The 15,370-nt window shown below is 70.2% G+C and carries 11 protein-coding genes; 9 read left to right on the top strand and 2 right to left on the bottom strand.

Annotation, left to right across the window (positions count from 1 at the left end):
* Window position 1: 1 nt before the first annotated feature.
* Together ABZ906_RS09320 and ABZ906_RS09315 are read right to left on the bottom strand one after the other, a co-directional pair.
* Window positions 2–349, bottom strand: coding sequence for a trypco2 family protein (locus ABZ906_RS09320; RefSeq protein ID WP_361182539.1), 348 nt, complete (start codon window positions 347–349; stop codon window positions 2–4).
* 95 nt (window positions 350–444) lie between these two features.
* On the bottom strand, window positions 445–2,568 hold the full coding sequence (locus ABZ906_RS09315) for an alpha-galactosidase (protein ID WP_361379544.1): 2,124 nt from the start codon (window positions 2,566–2,568) through the stop codon (window positions 445–447).
* A 195-nt stretch (window positions 2,569–2,763) separates the two neighbouring features.
* On the opposite strand from ABZ906_RS09315, the gene ABZ906_RS09310 reads away from it, so the two are divergent.
* From ABZ906_RS09310 to mgtE, 9 genes are all read left to right on the top strand, one after another.
* Window positions 2,764–3,942 (top strand): ROK family transcriptional regulator, encoded by a 1,179-nt coding sequence (locus ABZ906_RS09310; protein WP_361379541.1) that lies wholly within the window; start codon window positions 2,764–2,766, stop codon window positions 3,940–3,942.
* Between the two features lie 11 nt (window positions 3,943–3,953).
* Window positions 3,954–5,321, top strand: a complete 1,368-nt coding sequence (locus tag ABZ906_RS09305) for an ABC transporter substrate-binding protein (RefSeq protein ID WP_361379539.1) — start codon at window positions 3,954–3,956, stop codon at window positions 5,319–5,321.
* A gap of 30 nt (window positions 5,322–5,351) precedes the next feature.
* The gene (locus tag ABZ906_RS09300) at window positions 5,352–6,278 is read left to right on the top strand and encodes a sugar ABC transporter permease (protein WP_361379536.1); all 927 of its coding nucleotides are present in this window, start codon (window positions 5,352–5,354) and stop codon (window positions 6,276–6,278) included.
* Window positions 6,275–7,201 (top strand): carbohydrate ABC transporter permease, encoded by a 927-nt coding sequence (locus tag ABZ906_RS09295; RefSeq protein ID WP_361182530.1) that lies wholly within the window; start codon window positions 6,275–6,277, stop codon window positions 7,199–7,201. Before ABZ906_RS09300 ends, ABZ906_RS09295 begins: the two co-directional genes overlap by 4 nt.
* 34 nt (window positions 7,202–7,235) lie before the next feature.
* A complete protein-coding gene (locus ABZ906_RS09290) occupies window positions 7,236–9,020 on the top strand; it encodes a carbohydrate-binding protein (protein ID WP_361379533.1) in 1,785 nt (594 codons plus the stop codon).
* Between the two features lie 56 nt (window positions 9,021–9,076).
* Complete coding sequence (locus ABZ906_RS09285; protein WP_361379530.1) at window positions 9,077–11,497, top strand: glycoside hydrolase N-terminal domain-containing protein; 2,421 nt, start codon at window positions 9,077–9,079, stop codon at window positions 11,495–11,497.
* 122 nt (window positions 11,498–11,619) lie between these two features.
* Window positions 11,620–12,744: an SGNH/GDSL hydrolase family protein gene (locus ABZ906_RS09280; RefSeq protein ID WP_361381356.1), complete on the top strand. Its 1,125-nt coding sequence runs from the start codon at window positions 11,620–11,622 to the stop codon at window positions 12,742–12,744.
* Between the two features lie 50 nt (window positions 12,745–12,794).
* The gene (locus ABZ906_RS09275) at window positions 12,795–13,871 is read left to right on the top strand and encodes an NAD(P)/FAD-dependent oxidoreductase (protein WP_361379527.1); all 1,077 of its coding nucleotides are present in this window, start codon (window positions 12,795–12,797) and stop codon (window positions 13,869–13,871) included.
* Window positions 13,872–13,986: 115 nt separating this feature from the next.
* Window positions 13,987–15,354 carry a magnesium transporter gene (mgtE, locus tag ABZ906_RS09270; protein WP_361379524.1) on the top strand — a complete coding sequence of 456 codons (1,368 nt, stop codon included), beginning with the start codon at window positions 13,987–13,989 and terminating at the stop codon, window positions 15,352–15,354.
* Window positions 15,355–15,370 lie beyond the last annotated feature (16 nt).

Raw genomic sequence — 15,370 nt, 5'->3', positions numbered from 1 at the left:
ATCACTCTCCCGCGCCGGGAGCCGTGGGCCCCGGCGAGCGGGGCGGCGGAGCGTCGCGGGGCCGCTCGCCGCGCTCGCCGACGTTCAGGGCGCCGCGGGGCTTCAGCGTCACGACCAGGCGGGTCCCGGTGCGCCTGACGCGGGTGCGCCCGCGCTTCGCGTTCACGTACCACGCGACACCGCCCTCGACGGTGTCGCTCTGTTCGGCCTGTACGTCCAGTTCCACACTGATGCCGTCGACGGAGAATCCGACGGCCTTGCCGATGCCCTGCTGCTGTGCGGCAGCCAAGTCCTGACGCAGCGACTCGATGGCTTCGGTCAGCGTCAGTCGCCGTGGTTCACGTGCCACTCGGTCCCCCCGATGCGTGCGCGCCGTGTCTCTGTACTACCCGGTTGGCAACTTCCCGACACGGCAGACGAGTTGACCCGCAAGGGGGCATCAGGTCAGGGGACGCGCACCAGATGCACCGCCGCGCTCGCCCAGTCGCCCGGCGGCAGTTCGGGGTGCAGACCGTACCGGCCGAGCACGGCAGCCGAGTGCACCGCGCCCGTGCGGGCGTCGCGGTAGCGGGCGGCGGGGTCGAGACCGCCCAGGAGCAGCACGGGCCGCGGGGAGCCGTGGCGCGGGGAGCGCTGCCAGACCAGGAGCAGGGCCTCGCTGTCGTCTTTGGCCGTGTACTGCACCGCGGCGGGGCCGTCGTCGACCGGGCCGCGGGGCCGGTGCATGGTCCCGTGCTGCACGAGATGGCGTACCCGCTTGTACTGGGCCACCAGGTCCGCCCCTTCGGCCAGTTCGGCGTCGGTCCACCGGGTCAGGTCGCCGCCGATCCCCAGGACCCCGGCCATCGCGACATGGAAGCGGAAGCGCAGCGGCACCGACCGGGCGGTGAGCTGGTTGGGCACGTCGGTGACCCATGCGGCCATCGTGCGGGACGGATAGATCTGGCCGTAGCCGTGCTGGATGGAGATCCGGTCGGCCGCGTCGGTGTTGTCCGAGGCCCACGCCTGGTCGGTACGGGAAAGGATGCCCTGGTCGATCCGGCCGCCCCCGCCGCTGCACGCCTCGATCCGCAGGCCGGGGTGGTCGGCGCGCAGCCGGTCGATGACGCCGTACAGGTTGTGCACGTATGCCGCTTCCAGACGGTCGGCGCCGTCCGGGTGCTCCGGCCAGCCCGCCTCGCTGAAAGGACGGTTCATGTCCCACTTGAGGAAGTCGATGTCGTGGTCGGCCACCAGGCGGGTCAGCCACCCGTAGGCCCAGTCCGCGACGTCGGGGCGGGCGAAGTTGAGCACCAGCTGGCCGCGCAGTTCGGTGCGGGTGCGGTGCGGGAAGTGCAGGACCCAGTCCGGGTGGCTGCGGTAGAGCTCGCTGTCCGGGCTGACGCTCTCGGGCTCCACCCACAGGCCGAAGCGCATCCCGAGCCGGTGCACCTCGCGCACCAGTGGCGTGAGCCCTTCGGGGAAGCGGGTGGGGGAGGGCGTCCAGTCGCCGAGCCCGGAGCCTTCGCGGCGGTGCGCGCCGAACCAGCCGTCGTCCATGACGTAGAGCTCCGCGCCGAGCGCCGCCGCCCGGGCCGCGAGGGCCTTCTGGCCCGCCTCGTCGACGTCGAAGCCGGTGGCCTCCCAGGAGTTGTAGAGCACGGGGCGTGTCTCGTCGGGGTGGGGCAGCACGTGGGCCAGGACGTAGGCGTGCCAGGCACGGCTGGTCGCGCCGAAGCCGCCGTCCGCGTAGAGGCCCGCGTGACGCGGAGTGGTGAACTCCGCTCCCCCGTACAGAGGTTGGGTCATGCCGTCGCGGCCCGCGCCGCCGGTGAAGCCCGCCCGGCCGTCGTGGGTGCGCTGCACGGTGACGCGCCAGCTGCCGCTCCAGGCCAGGGCCGCGCTCCACACCTGCCCGTGCTCCTCGGTGGCGTCACCCGCGTCGAGCATCACCCAGGGGTTCGCGTGATGGCTGGTGATGCCCCTGCGGCTGGTGAGCACCGTCTCGCCGAACGGCACCCGGTCGCGGTGCAGCCGGGTCTCGGCGGACCACTGGCCCGTGACATGGCTGAGCCGGTAGTCGTCCCTGGCCGGGAGCGTCCATGCGGCTGAGTCGGCGCGCAGCAGCGTCACGGGGTCCGCGCCGGTGTTGCGCAGCACGCTCCAGCGCTCGATGACGTCGCTGTCGTCGTGGACGCGGTAGTGGAGGGTGATCTCCAGGGGGTAGTGGCGGTCGCGGAACTCCAGGGCGAGTTCGGTCGAGCCGGGGGCGGGCTCATGGACGCGGTGGCCCTCCGCCTGCCATTCGAAGGCGCGGGTGCCGTCGGCGAAGCGCACCTGGAGCGAGGGGGTTCCGTAGCGTGCCCCGCCGTCCACGGGCAGTTCCTCGCCGACCGGCGGCCGCCCCTCGAAGCTGCTGGGGGGCGATGCAGGGGGAGTGGCGAGCTCCTCTGCCTGGGCCAGGGTCAGCCGCGGCCCCCACGCGAGGTGGCAGGGCGCTCCGGTCTCGTCGATCCGGAGCGCGTACGAGGTGTGCGGAGTGCAGAGCAGCCAGACCCCGGTCTCAGGGGCGAAGGAGATCACAGGCATGGATCCTCACGTTCGGACAGCGCCTCGAGAACATGGCGCCTCGAGAACATGCGGCAGCCAACACTCCCTTCGATCAGCTGTCAACACCCCCGCACTGACAGCTATTTGAAAGCTACTGGTCTGCTGGAGAGGCTTCTTGAAAGGTCCTTGTTTCTTTCATTGACAGAGGAAAAGAACACCCCCTACGTTTCGGCCATGCGCTCGACGACCCCTCCGATCGACGTGGTCCCGGCACCCACACCTGCCGCCTCCCAGGTCTTCACCACGGTTCTCTCCCACGGCCCGCTCACCCGGATCGAGATCTCCCGGCGTACCGCGCTCTCCTCGGCCGCGGTCACCAAGGCGGTACGGCCGCTCATGGCGGCCGGTTACCTCGTCGAGGGAGCGGACGAGGAGGCGCGGCCCTCCCTCGGCCGGCCCGCCACCCTGGTGCGGGTCGACGGCGGGCGGGCCCTGTTCATCGGGGTCAAGGTGACCGGCGACGAGATCATCGCGGTCCTCGCCGACCTGTGCTGCCGCATCCGCGTCGCCCGCCATCTCCCGGTCACCGACCGCGAGCCCGGAGCCGTGCTCGCCTCGATCTCCGGACTCGTCCAGGAACTCCTCACGGAGGCCGAGGGATTCGGCGTCGAGGTGCGCGGGCTCGGCATCGCCGTATCCGGCGACGTGGACCGCGCCGCCGGGGTGGTGCGCTACTCGCCCTTCCTGGACTGGCGCGACGTTCCGCTGGCCGAACTGGCCAGCGCCGTCACCGGGTTGCCCGTCACCGTCGACAACGACGTCCGCGCGCTGACCGTGGCCGAGCAGTGGTTCGGTGCCGGGGCGGGCATCTCCGACTTCGCCCTGGTGACCGTCGGCGCGGGCATCGGCTGCGGGCTCGTGGTGCACGGCAAGGTGGTCTCCGGCGCGCACGGCGTCGCCGGTGAGATCGGCCATCTGCCGATCGACCCGCTGGGTCCCGCGTGCCACTGCGGCAACACCGGCTGCGTGGAGGCGATCGCAGGCGACGCGGCCATCATCCGCCGCGTCCGCGAGGTGACCGGCGCCCCGGTCACCGACTCCGCCGCAGCCCTGGACCTCGCGCACCGGGGTGATCCCGGCGCCCGTGAGGCCTACGCACGTGCCGGGGAGGCGATCGGCCGGGCCATCGGGGCCGTCGTCAACGTCCTCGGACCGCAACGAGTGATCATCTCCGGCGAAGGCCTCGCGGCGTACGACCTGTTCGCCGAGCAGATCCGCGACGCGTTCACCGCCGCCGCCTTCGGCACGGCCGCCCGGTGCGACGTGATGACACGTCCCCTGCCCTTCGAGGAGTGGGCGCGCGGGGCCGCGGCCACCGCCATCCAGTCCTTCATCGGCATAGACACGTACTAGGAGCAGGTGCGATGACGCAGCAGAGCCGCAGACCCTTCCCCGCCGGTGAACCCAGCCGCAGTCCCTCTCCCGCCCATCAGCCCGCCGGCCGGCCCGCCCGTGAGCCCGGCCGCCGCACCGTCGTCCGCGGCTCCCTCGGGATCGGTGCCGCCGCCCTCGGCGCCCCGCTCCTGAGCGCCTGCGGCGGCGGACCGGCCGCCGACCCGAAGACGGTGACCTTCGGGTCCAACGGAGCCGACGCCACCCCCAAGAAGGCCTACTCCGCCGTCACCGGCGCCTTCACCGAGGACAGCGGACTCAAGGTCAAGACGAACACCGTCGACCACGACACCTTCCAGAAGAGCATCTCCACCTATCTCCAGGGCACTCCGGACGACGTCTTCACCTGGTTCGCGGGCTACCGCATGCAGTACTTCGCCAAGAAGAAGCTGGCCCGTCCCATCGACGACGTATGGGAGAAAATAGGCTCCGGATTCAGCGACGCGGCCAAGCAGCTGTCGAAGGGCGAGGACGGCACGTACTACTTCGTGCCGCTGTACAACTACCCCTGGGCCGTCTTCTACCGAAAGAGCGTGTTCAAGGAGAAGGGCTACGAAGCCCCGCGCACCTGGAGCCAGTTCACCGCGCTCGCCAAGCAGATGAAGAAGGACGGGCTCTCGCCGATCGCGTCCGGCTACGGCGGCGGCGACAGCTGGTCCGTCCTGGGGGCCTTCGACTATCTCAACCTGCGCGCCAACGGCTACGACTTCCACATGGACCTGATGCGGGGCGAGGTCGCCTGGACCGACCGCCGCACCACCAGGACCCTCGACCTGTGGCGCGAGCTGAGCGGCTTCTACCAGCAGGGCGCGGGCGGCCGTTCCTGGCAGGACGCCGCCCAGTCGCTGCTCGCCAAGAAGTCGGGCATGGCGGTCATCGGACTCTTCCTCGGCCAGCAGATCACCGACGAGAAACTGCGCGCGGACATCGACTTCTTCCCGTTCCCGGAGGTCGAACCCGCCCACGGCCAGGAGACCGTCGAAGCACCCACCGACGGCTTCATGCTCAGCCGCAAGCCGAAGAACCCGAAGGGCGCCGCGAAGCTGCTCGAATTCCTCGGCAGCGCCGAAGCCGAGAGCCTCTACATGGGCGTCGACCCCAGCAACGTAGCCGTCAACTCCGATGCGGACACCGGCAAATACAACGCCCTGCAGAAGAAGTCCGCCGATCTGATCGCGTCGGCCAAGCACATCACCCAGTTCGGCGACCGCGACAGCGACCCGGGCTTCATCTCCACCGTCGTCCTGCCGGGCTTCACCCAATGGCTCGGCCACCCGGACGACGGGACGGCCCTCCTGAAGAAGATCGAGTCCCAGCGTTCGCGCTTCTTCACGGCCTGACCCGGTCCGGGAAGGTTCACCATGTCCTCCGTGCGCCCAGCGTCCCCCTCCAAGCGCGCCCGCCCCCGGCGGCTCGGCCCCGGCGACCGCGTCTTCCTCACCGTCATCGTCGGTATCCCGCTGCTCGCCCTGCTGGTCTTCGTCTGGCTGCCGGCACTCGCCTCCGTGGGCCTGTCCTTCACCAGCTGGGACGGCATCGCGCTGTCCGACATCCGCTGGACCGGACTCGACAACTACCGGGAGATCTTCACCAACTACCCGCCGTTCTGGCCGGCTGTCCAGCACAATGTCATCTGGCTGCTTTTCACGGCGCTGCTTCCCACTCCGTTCGGCATCTTCCTCGCCTACCAGCTCGACCGGAAGATCCGGTTCACGCGCGTCTACCAGACCGCGATCTTCTTGCCGATGGTGCTCTCGCTGGCCGTCGTCGGCTTCATCTGGGAGATCATCTACAACCCCGACAACGGACTGCTCAACGGCATCCTCGGCGGGGCGGGTTCGGAGCAGCCCATCGACTGGCTCGGCGACCCGGACCTCAATCTCTGGGCGGTGCTCGTCGCGTCGGCGTGGCGGCACACCGGCTACATCATGATCCTCTACCTGGCCGGCCTGAAGGGCTTCGACCCCGCGCTGAAGGAAGCCGCCGCACTCGACGGCGCCAACGGCCGCCAGACCTTCCTGCGCGTGGTCTTCCCCGCGCTCAAGCCGGTCAACATCATCATCCTCGTCGTGACCGTCATGGAGTCCCTGCGGGCCTTCGACATCGTCTACGTCCTGGGCGGCGGCACCGGCAGCAAACCCGGCATGGAGCTCCTCTCGCTCCTGATCACCGACAACATCATCGGCGAGTCCAGCCATATCGGCTACGGCTCCGCGCTCGCGGTCGTCCTGCTCGTCGTCTCCCTGCTCGCCATCTGCGCCTTCCTCGTCCAGACCTTCCGCAAGGAGGACCAGTGACCGCGACCGCCACCCCGCCGGCCGCCGGCTCACGCACCCGCCGCGTCACGCCGTCGGGCGACGGGCCTCCCCGCCCCAAGCGGCAGACCGGCCGCCACCTCCTCCTCGGCGGGATCGCCCTCCTGTGGCTCGTCCCGCTGCTGTGGGCGGTCTACACCTCGCTGCGGCCCTACGAGGACACCAGCGAGCACGGATATCTGTCCTGGCCGCACGGCATCAGTGCGGAGAACTTCTCCGACGCCTGGAGCCAGTCAGGGATGCCGCACTTCTTCTGGAACTCCGTCCTCATCACCATCCCCGCGGTCCTGGGCACCCTGCTCTTCTCGGCCGCCGTCGCCTTCTTCGTCTCGCGCTTCGACTTCCGCTGGAACATCGCGCTGCTGATGTTCTTCACCGCGGGCAACCTGCTGCCCGCACAGGTGCTCGTCACCCCGCTCTACCGGCTCTACCTCCAGATCGGCCTGCCCGGCTGGATGAGCGACTCGTTCCTGCTCTACGACTCCGTCTGGGGCATCATCGCGATCCACATCGCCTACCAGTGCGGCTTTTGCACCTTCGTCCTGAGCAACTACATGCGGACGATCCCCAAGGAGATCACCGAGGCATCCCTGGTGGACGGCGCTCCCGTGTGGCGGCAGTTCTTCCAGATCGTCCTTCCGCTGTGCCGGCCCGCGTTCGCCGCGCTCGCCACCCTCGAATCCATCTGGATCTACAACGACTTCTTCTGGTCCCTCGCCCTGATCGACACCGGCGACAAGCGGCCCATCACCTCGGCGCTCGCCAACCTCCAGGGCCAGTACTTCACCAATCCCAACCTCATCGCGGCCGGTGCGCTCATGACCGCGATCCCCACCCTGCTGGTGTACTTCGCGCTCCAGCGCCAGTTCATCAGCGGGCTGACCATCGGTTCCGGCAAGGGCTGACCCCCTGCCCCCGACACCCCTGGAGGTGCGGCCCATGCGGTCGTCCCTGTACTCCTCCGTGCTCGTTCTGGCCCTGGCCGCCGGACCGACGACGGCCGTGCCCGCCACTGCCGCCCCCGCGGCCCGCGCGACGCCCGCCGCGGACCTGGCCCAGAAGCCGTACATGGGCTGGACCAGTTGGTCCATGCAGTCCTCGAAGTACCCCGGACTCAACCCCGACGGCGACTACAGCTACCTCACCGAGAAGAACGTCCTCAAGCAGACCGACGCCATGGCGGCCAAGCTCAAGAAGTACGGCTACGAGTACGTCAACATCGACGCCGGCTGGTGGCGCGACATGGCGTGGAAGCCACAGTTCGACGCCCACGCCCGCCAGGCACCGGACGCGGGCCGCTTCCCGCGCGGCATGAAACCGGTCGCCGACGACATCCACGCCAAGGGCCTCAAGGCGGGCATCTACCTGCCGGTGGGCCTGGAGAAGGAGGCGTACGGCGAGGGCAAGGTGCCCATCTGGAACGCCGAGGGCTGCACCACCGCCGACATCGTCCACGACGACCTGCGCACCACCAACGGCTGGGACAGCGCGTACAAGCTGGACTTCTCCGATCCCTGCGCGCAGAAGTACATCGACTCCCAGGCCCGGCTCTTCGCCGACTGGGGCTATGACTTCCTCAAGCTGGACGGCGTCGGCCCCGGCTCGTCCAAGAGCGGCGACAACTACGACAACGTCGCCGACGTGGCCGCCTGGAAGAAGGCGATCGCCAGGGCCGGGCGCCCCATCCACCTGGAAATCTCCTGGTCGCTCGACATCGACCGCGTGGCCGACTGGAAGAAGTACTCCAACGGCTGGCGCATCGACACGGACGTCGAGTGCTACTGCAACACCCTGGTGTCGTGGGAGAACTCCGTCGACGACCGCTGGGACGACGCCCCCGGCTGGACCCGGCACGCCGGTCCCGGCGGCTGGAACGACCTCGACTCCCTGAACGTGGGCAACGGCGAGATGGACGGCCTGACCAAGGCCGAACGGCAGAGCTACGCGACCCTGTGGGCCATCGCCAAGTCGCCCCTCTACACCGGCGACGACCTCACCCGCCTGGACGACTACGGCGTGTCCCTCCTGACCAACCGCGAGGTCATCGCCCTCAACCAGGGCAGCACACCACCGGCGAGGCCCGTCACCGCCTCCGGCGACCGGCAGGTCTGGAGCGCGAAGAACGCCGACGGCAGCCACACCGTGGCCCTCTTCAACCTCGGTGACTCGCCCGCCGCCGTCACCGCCGACTTCTCGACCCTCGGGTTCTCGGGCCGCGGCAAGGTCCGCGACCTGTGGAACCACGAGGACCTCGGCACCTACAAGGACAAGGTGACCCAGACACTCCCGGCGCACGGCTCACGCCTGTTCACCGTCGCACCCCGTGGCCCCCAGCTGCAGAAGACGGCGTACGAGGCCGAGTCCGGCGCCAACACCCTCAGCGGCAACGCGACGGTCGGCGACTGCGCCGCGTGCTCGGGCGGCAGCAAGGTCGGCAATCTCTACCAGGGCGGAAAGCTCCGGTTCAACGACGTCGTGGTGCGCAAGCCCGGCCGCTACGTGATCGACGTCGCGTACGTCAGCGGTGACCCCCGCACCGTCCAGGTCTCCGCCAACGGCAACGGCTCCACCGCCCTGAGGTTCCCCTCCACCGGGGACTGGGGGAGCGCGGAGACGATCGGCGTGCCGGTGACCCTCAAGGCCGGCAGCAACACGGTCACCTTCGACAGCGGCGACGGATACGCCCCGGACGTCGACCGCATCGCCGTACCGAAGCGTTCCTGAGGCCCCGAATCCGTACGGCTCCTCCCGCACGCACTTTCCCCTGAACGGAGTGCCCAGTGGACGACGACCAGCACACCGACTCACCCCGCTCCAGACCGAGACGCCGCGACATCCTCTCGGTGGCCGCCGCCGCGGGCGCCTTCACCGCACTGGGCGCTCTGCCCGCCTTCGCGGACTCCGCCCCCGTCCCCCGGCAGCCGGAATCACCTCTCCTCGCCGAAGGGGCGACGACCCGCTTCTGGTACCAGGCGCCCGCATCCGACCGGGCGATGATCGAGCAGGGCCTGCCCGTGGGCAACGGACGCCTGGGCGCCCTCACCGGCAACGACCCCGCCCGCGAACTCCTCCTGATCACCGACGCCACCCTGTGGACCGGCGGCCGCAACGCCACCCTCGACGCCGACGGCCAATACCCCTACGGGCGGGCCGACTTCGGCTCCTTCACCCTTCTGGGACGGCTGACCGTCGACCTGCCCGACCACGACCTCTCGGCGGTCTCCGACTACCGCCGCGAACTCGACATCAGCCAGGGGTTCGTCACCTCCTCGTACGTCCGCTCGGGGGTGACCTACCGGCGCCGGATCTTCGCCAGCCATCCCGACGACGCCATCGTCCTGCACTTCTCCCAGACGGGCGGCGGGCACTACACCGGAACGGTGACCCTGGCGGGTACCCACGACGAGACCACCGTCGCGCACGGCCCCCGTACCGCCTCCTTCGGTGCAGCCTTCCCCGACGGCGGGCTGCGCTACGGCGCCGCGGTGACGGCGTACAGCACCACCGGCACCATCGCCGTCGAAGGCCCGCGGATCTCCTTCACCGGATGCAAGGAGCTCACGGTCGTGGTCAGCGGCGGCACCAATTACGCGCCCGACGCGGCCGCCGACTACCGCGACCCCTCCCTCGATCCGCAACGCCTGGCCAGGACCAAGGTCCTCGCGGCGGCCCGCCACCCGGCCGCCACGCTCCTGCACTCCCACGTCGCCGACCACCGGCGCCTGTTCGAGCGGATGGACGTCTCGCTCGGCACGTCGTCCCGGACGCAACGCGGCCTCGACACCTGGGAACGCGTACAGGCACGGGCCCGCGACGGCGAGGCGGACCCCGAACTCGAAGCCTCCTACCTCCAGTTCGGCCGCTACCTCATGATCGCCGGGTCCCGGGACAGCCTGCCGCTCAATCTCCAGGGGCTGTGGCTGGACGGCAACGACCCGGACTGGATGGGGGATTACCACACGGACATCAACATCCAGATGAACTACTGGATGGCCGACCGGGCGGCACTCTCCACCTGCTTCGACGCCTACGCCGACTACTGCCTCGCCCAGCTGCCCTCCTGGACCGAACTCACCCGCACCCTGTTCAACGACCCGCGCAACCGCTACCGCAACTCCACCGGGAAGATCGCGGGCTGGACCGTGGCCATCTCCACCAACATCCACGGCGGCAACGGCTGGTGGTGGCACCCCGCGGGCAACGCCTGGCTGTCCAACTCCCTCTTCGAGCACTACGAATTCACCAGGGACCGGGCCTACCTCGCCAGAATCCACCCGCTGCTCAAGGGCGCCTGCGAGTTCTGGGAGGCCCGGCTGCTCACCACGACCGTCACCGACGAAGCGACCGGCGAGAGCCGCGAGGTCCTGATCGCCGACAGCGACTGGTCCCCCGAGCACGGCCCGCTGGACGCCAAGGGCATCACCTACGCACAGGAACTGGTCTGGGCGCTCTTCGAGAACTACCGCACCTCCTGCTCCGTCCTCGGCAAGGACACCGCCCATGGCAAGACCATCGGCGCCCTCCAGGACCGCCTCCACCTCCCGCGAGTGAGCCCGAAGACCGGCTGGCTCCAGGAATGGATGTCCCCCGACAACCTGGGCGAGACCACCCACCGGCACCTCTCCCCGCTGGTCCAGCTCTTCCCCGGCGACCGGATCCGCCCGGACGACTCGACCCCCAAGGCCCTGGTCGACGGGGCGACGGCGCTGCTCACCGCGCGCGGCACGGAGAGCTTCGGCTGGGCGAACGCCTGGCGCAGCCTGTGCTGGGCACGCCTGAAGGACGCGGACAAGGCCTACCAGTTGGTGGTGAACAACCTGCGGCCGTCCACCGGCGGCAGCAACGGCACCGCGATGAACCTCTTCGACATCTACGAGGTGGAGAAGGGCCGCGGCATCTTCCAGATCGACTCCAACTTCGGCACCGCGACGGCGATGCTCGAAATGCTGGTCTATTCGCGCCCGGGCCACATCGAGCTGCTCCCCGCCCTCCCCGAGGCCTGGGCCCGCTCCGGTTCGATCACCGGAGTCGGCGCACGCGGCGGCTTCGTCGTCGACCTGCGCTGGCGGGCCGGGAAGGTCACCGAGGCGCGGCTGCGCAGTGTCGGCGGACGCGGCACCACCGTCTCGTACGGGGGAGTCACGCGGAAGGTCGCCCTCAAGCCGGGCGGATCCATCGTGCTGCGGGGAGCGGGGAAGTGAGGGCCCGGCCGTGGTCCGCGCGGGGTGGCGTCGTGCTCGGCATCGTCTGCGGGCTCGTCCTCGCGCTCGGCTTACCGGCTGCAGCGACGGCGGCGGCATCGGCGGCATCGGCGGCATCGGCGGTGGGGTCGGGGAAGGCGTCCCGGCACCAGGTCGTCACCTGGGGAGCCAGCGCCGACCGGCTAGGTCCGGCTGCGGCCGACCGCAGCTACCGCCTCGTCGTGCGCACCAGCGTCGGCGGCACCCATCCGCGCATCAGGCTGTCCAACGCGTTCGGGGACCGGCCGGTGACCTTCGGGAGCGTCTACGCCGGAGTGCGCGCGGAGGGCGCCCGGCTGGTGCCCGGCAGCAACCGGCGGATCGCCTTCGGGGGCGCGCGGTCGGTCACGGTCGCGCCGGGCGACAGCGTCACCAGCGACCCGCTGCCCGGGCGGCTCGCGGCACAGAGCGATCTGGTCGTCAGCCTGTACGTGTCCGATGCCGCAGGCCAGGCGACGGGGCACGGCATGGCCATGCAGACGTCGTACACGGCCGCCGGAGACCATGCCGGCGAGGAGGGTGACGGCAGCTGGAGCGAGCGGATCGGCTCGTGGTTCTATCTCGACGCGGTGAGCGTGGAGAGCGGGGCGGACACGGGCGCCGTGGTCGCGCTCGGTGACTCCATCACCGACGGCTGGCAGTCCACGAGCGACACGAACCGCCGCTGGCCCGACTATCTGTCCCGGCGGCTGCAGAGCGGGTCAGGGTCCGGCGTCAAGGGCGTCGCCAACGAGGGCATCTCCGGCAACAAGGTCCTCGCGGACGGCGCAGGGCAGAGCGCCCTGGTCCGGCTGCAACGCGACGTCCTGTCCCAACCGGGCGTGCGCACGGTGTTCCTGTTCGAGGGCATCAACGACATCAAGGCCCACACCGGAGTCACCGCGGACCAACTCATCGCCGGATACCGCCAGATCATCGACCGGGCGCACGCGGCGGGCACGTGCGTGGCGGGCGGCACGATCCTGCCCTTCAAGGGCTGGTCGGAGTTCGACGCCGCCGGTGAGGCGGTGCGCCAGGAGGTCAACGACTTCATCAGGAGCAGCGGCGAGCTGGATGCCGTGACCGACTTCGACAAGGCGCTGCGCAGCCCGTACGACCCGGAACGGCTGCTGCCGGTGTTCGACGGCGGCGACCATCTCCACCCCAACGACAAGGGTATGCGGGTGATGGCCGACGCGGTTGACCCGGCGAAATTGGATTCTTGCTGAAGCGGCAAGAAAGATTGCCGCTTGGGAAGTGACGGGCGCACGGTGTCCGCATGACTGAAATCAACGAGCGAGACATCGCCGACGCCGTGAACCCGAACGTGGACGTGCTGGTCATCGGGGGCGGCGCCGCCGGGCTTTCGGCGGCGCTGACCCTGGCCAGGGCCAGGCGTTCCGTTCTGGTGGTCGACTCCGGGGAGCCGCGCAACGCGCCCGCCGACGGGGTGCACGGGTTCCTGTCCCGTGAGGGCCTCGCGCCGGGCGAACTGCTGCGGATCGGCCGTGACGAGATCGCCGGTTATGGCGGACGGATCGTGTCGGACCGGGTCACGGGAGTCCGCCGGGCTCCCGGGGGCTTCGTCGTGGACACCGAGGGCGGCCGCAGCCTTGGCGCGCGGCGCCTCCTGGTGACGACGGGGCTCGTCGATGAACTGCCCGATGTCCCCGGCGTGCGCGAGCGGTGGGGCCGTGACGTCCTGCACTGCCCGTACTGCCACGGCTGGGAGGTGCGCGACGAGCCGATCGGCGTCCTCGCCACCGGCCCCGCGGCCGTACATCAGGCGCTGCTGTTCCGGCAGTGGTCGGCGCGGGTGACGGTGTTCCTGCACACCCCGGGTGAGCTGGCCGACGAGCAGTGGGAGCAACTGGCCGCGCGTGGCATCGCGGTGGTCGACGGCGAGGTGACCGGCCTCGAAGTCGAGGAGGACCGGCTCTCCGGCGTGCGGCTGGCTTCGGGCAAGCGCATCCCGGTACGGGCTCTGGCCGTGGCGCCGCGCTTCGAGGCACGCGGCACCGTGCCGGCCGGACTCGGTCTCGAGCGCGTCGACCACCCGATGGGCGTGGGCAGTTACGTGGCGTCGGACCCGACCGGGTTCACCGGTGTCGAGGGTGTGTGGGCCGCGGGCAACGTCACCGATCTCATGGCCGGTGTCATGGTGGCCGCGGCCTCGGGGATGACGGCGGCGACAGCGATCAACGCCGACCTCGTGGCCGCCGACACCTCGGCGGCGGTGGCGGCGCGGCGTTCCCGGGACGTCTTCGGCCCGGCTGCAGAGGCGGCCAACTGCAGGCAGGTCATGGGGGAGCGGCGGCACGGCATCGAGTCCGTTCTGGCCCGGGACCAGCGGTAGTGAGCGGCGAGGGGGTATGCCCCCGATGCCTTCGCCGGGCCGTGTAGCCTTCAGCGGCGCGCTCTGTCCCTGGGTGCCCGTGTCGTGTCTCACCGCCGTGCCGAGGACCTGACCCATGCCTCAGACGAACCTGTCCGAAGAGCTCCATCCGGATCTCCCCGAGTCGTTGCAGGACATAGTCAAGGGCCATCAACTGCACGCCGCCCTGGAGTGGTTGGAGACCAATCCGCCGCATGTGATCGCCGACGAGCTCGGCCGGATGGACACGGCCGACGCGGGCATGGCGTTCCGGCTCCTGGACAAGGACCGGGCCCTGGCCGTCTTCGAGGAGCTGGAGCCGGTCGACCAGCAGCAGATCCTGGAGGGACTGCGCGATCACACCTTCCGGGAGCTCGTCGAGGGCATGGACCCCGACGACCGGGCGCGGATGCTGCGCGAAGCACCCGCCAAGATCGCCGAGCGGGTGCTCGCCGGGCTGAGCCCGAACGAGCGGCGGATGACCTCCGCCCTGCTCGGCTACCCGGAGGGCTCCGTCGGCCGCTACATGACCCCCGAGGTCGTGGCGCTCGGTCAGAACCTCACCGTGCGGCAGGCGCTGGAGGTCGTACGGGAGGAGGGCGGTCGGGCCGAGACGGTCTACACGCTGCCCGTGGTGGACGAAGGACGGCGCCTGACCGGCATCGCGGAGCTGCGCGAACTGGTGCTCAGCCCGCCGGAGTCCATGGTCTCGGCGCTGGTCGTCTCCGAGCCGGCGTCCGTGTCCGCCACCGACTCGGCCGAGCGTGCGGCCCGGCTGATGCGCGAGACCAACGACCTGAACCTGCCGGTCGTCGACGGCGAGAACCGCCTCGTCGGTCTGCTCACCATCGATGACGCCCTCGAAGTCATCGAGGCCGCCGACACCGAGGACGTGGCCCGGCAGGCGGGAGCCGCACCCTGGGCCGGGCACTACATGGCCGCGACGGTCTGGCAGCTCGCGCGCTACCGGGCCCTGTGGCTGAGCCTGCTGCTCGTCGCGGCGACGCTGACCGTCAGCGTGACGCAGTCCTTCGAGGGCACCTTGGAGAAGGCGGCGCAGCTGGCCATGTTCATCCCGATGCTCATCGGCGCGGGCGGCAACGCCGGTGCCCAGGCCGCGACCGCCTGCGTGCGTGCCCTGGCCGTCGGCGAAGTGCGCGGATCGGACCTCCTGAAGGTCATATGGCGGGAGTGCCGGGTCGGTCTGGTCCTTGGCTCGCTGCTCGCGGTCCTCGGCGTGGTGGTGGGCGCGGTGTTCGTCAGCGCCAAGATCGCCCTGGTCGTCGGGATCACCCTGGTGGTCATCTGCGGGTGGGCGGCGACCATCGGCGGCACGATGCCGTTGCTGGCCAGGCGGCTGCGGATCGACCCGGCCGTGGTGTCGGCGCCGATGGTCACCACGCTGGTCGACGCGACCGGCCTGGTCATCTACTTCATGACGGCGAAGGCCGTTCTCGGGATCTGACCACAACGGGCCCAGC

Source organism: Streptomyces sp. NPDC046925 (assembly GCF_040644915.1).
GTDB lineage: Bacteria > Actinomycetota > Actinomycetes > Streptomycetales > Streptomycetaceae > Streptomyces.
This window is presented reverse-complemented; position numbering and strand designations above follow the sequence as displayed.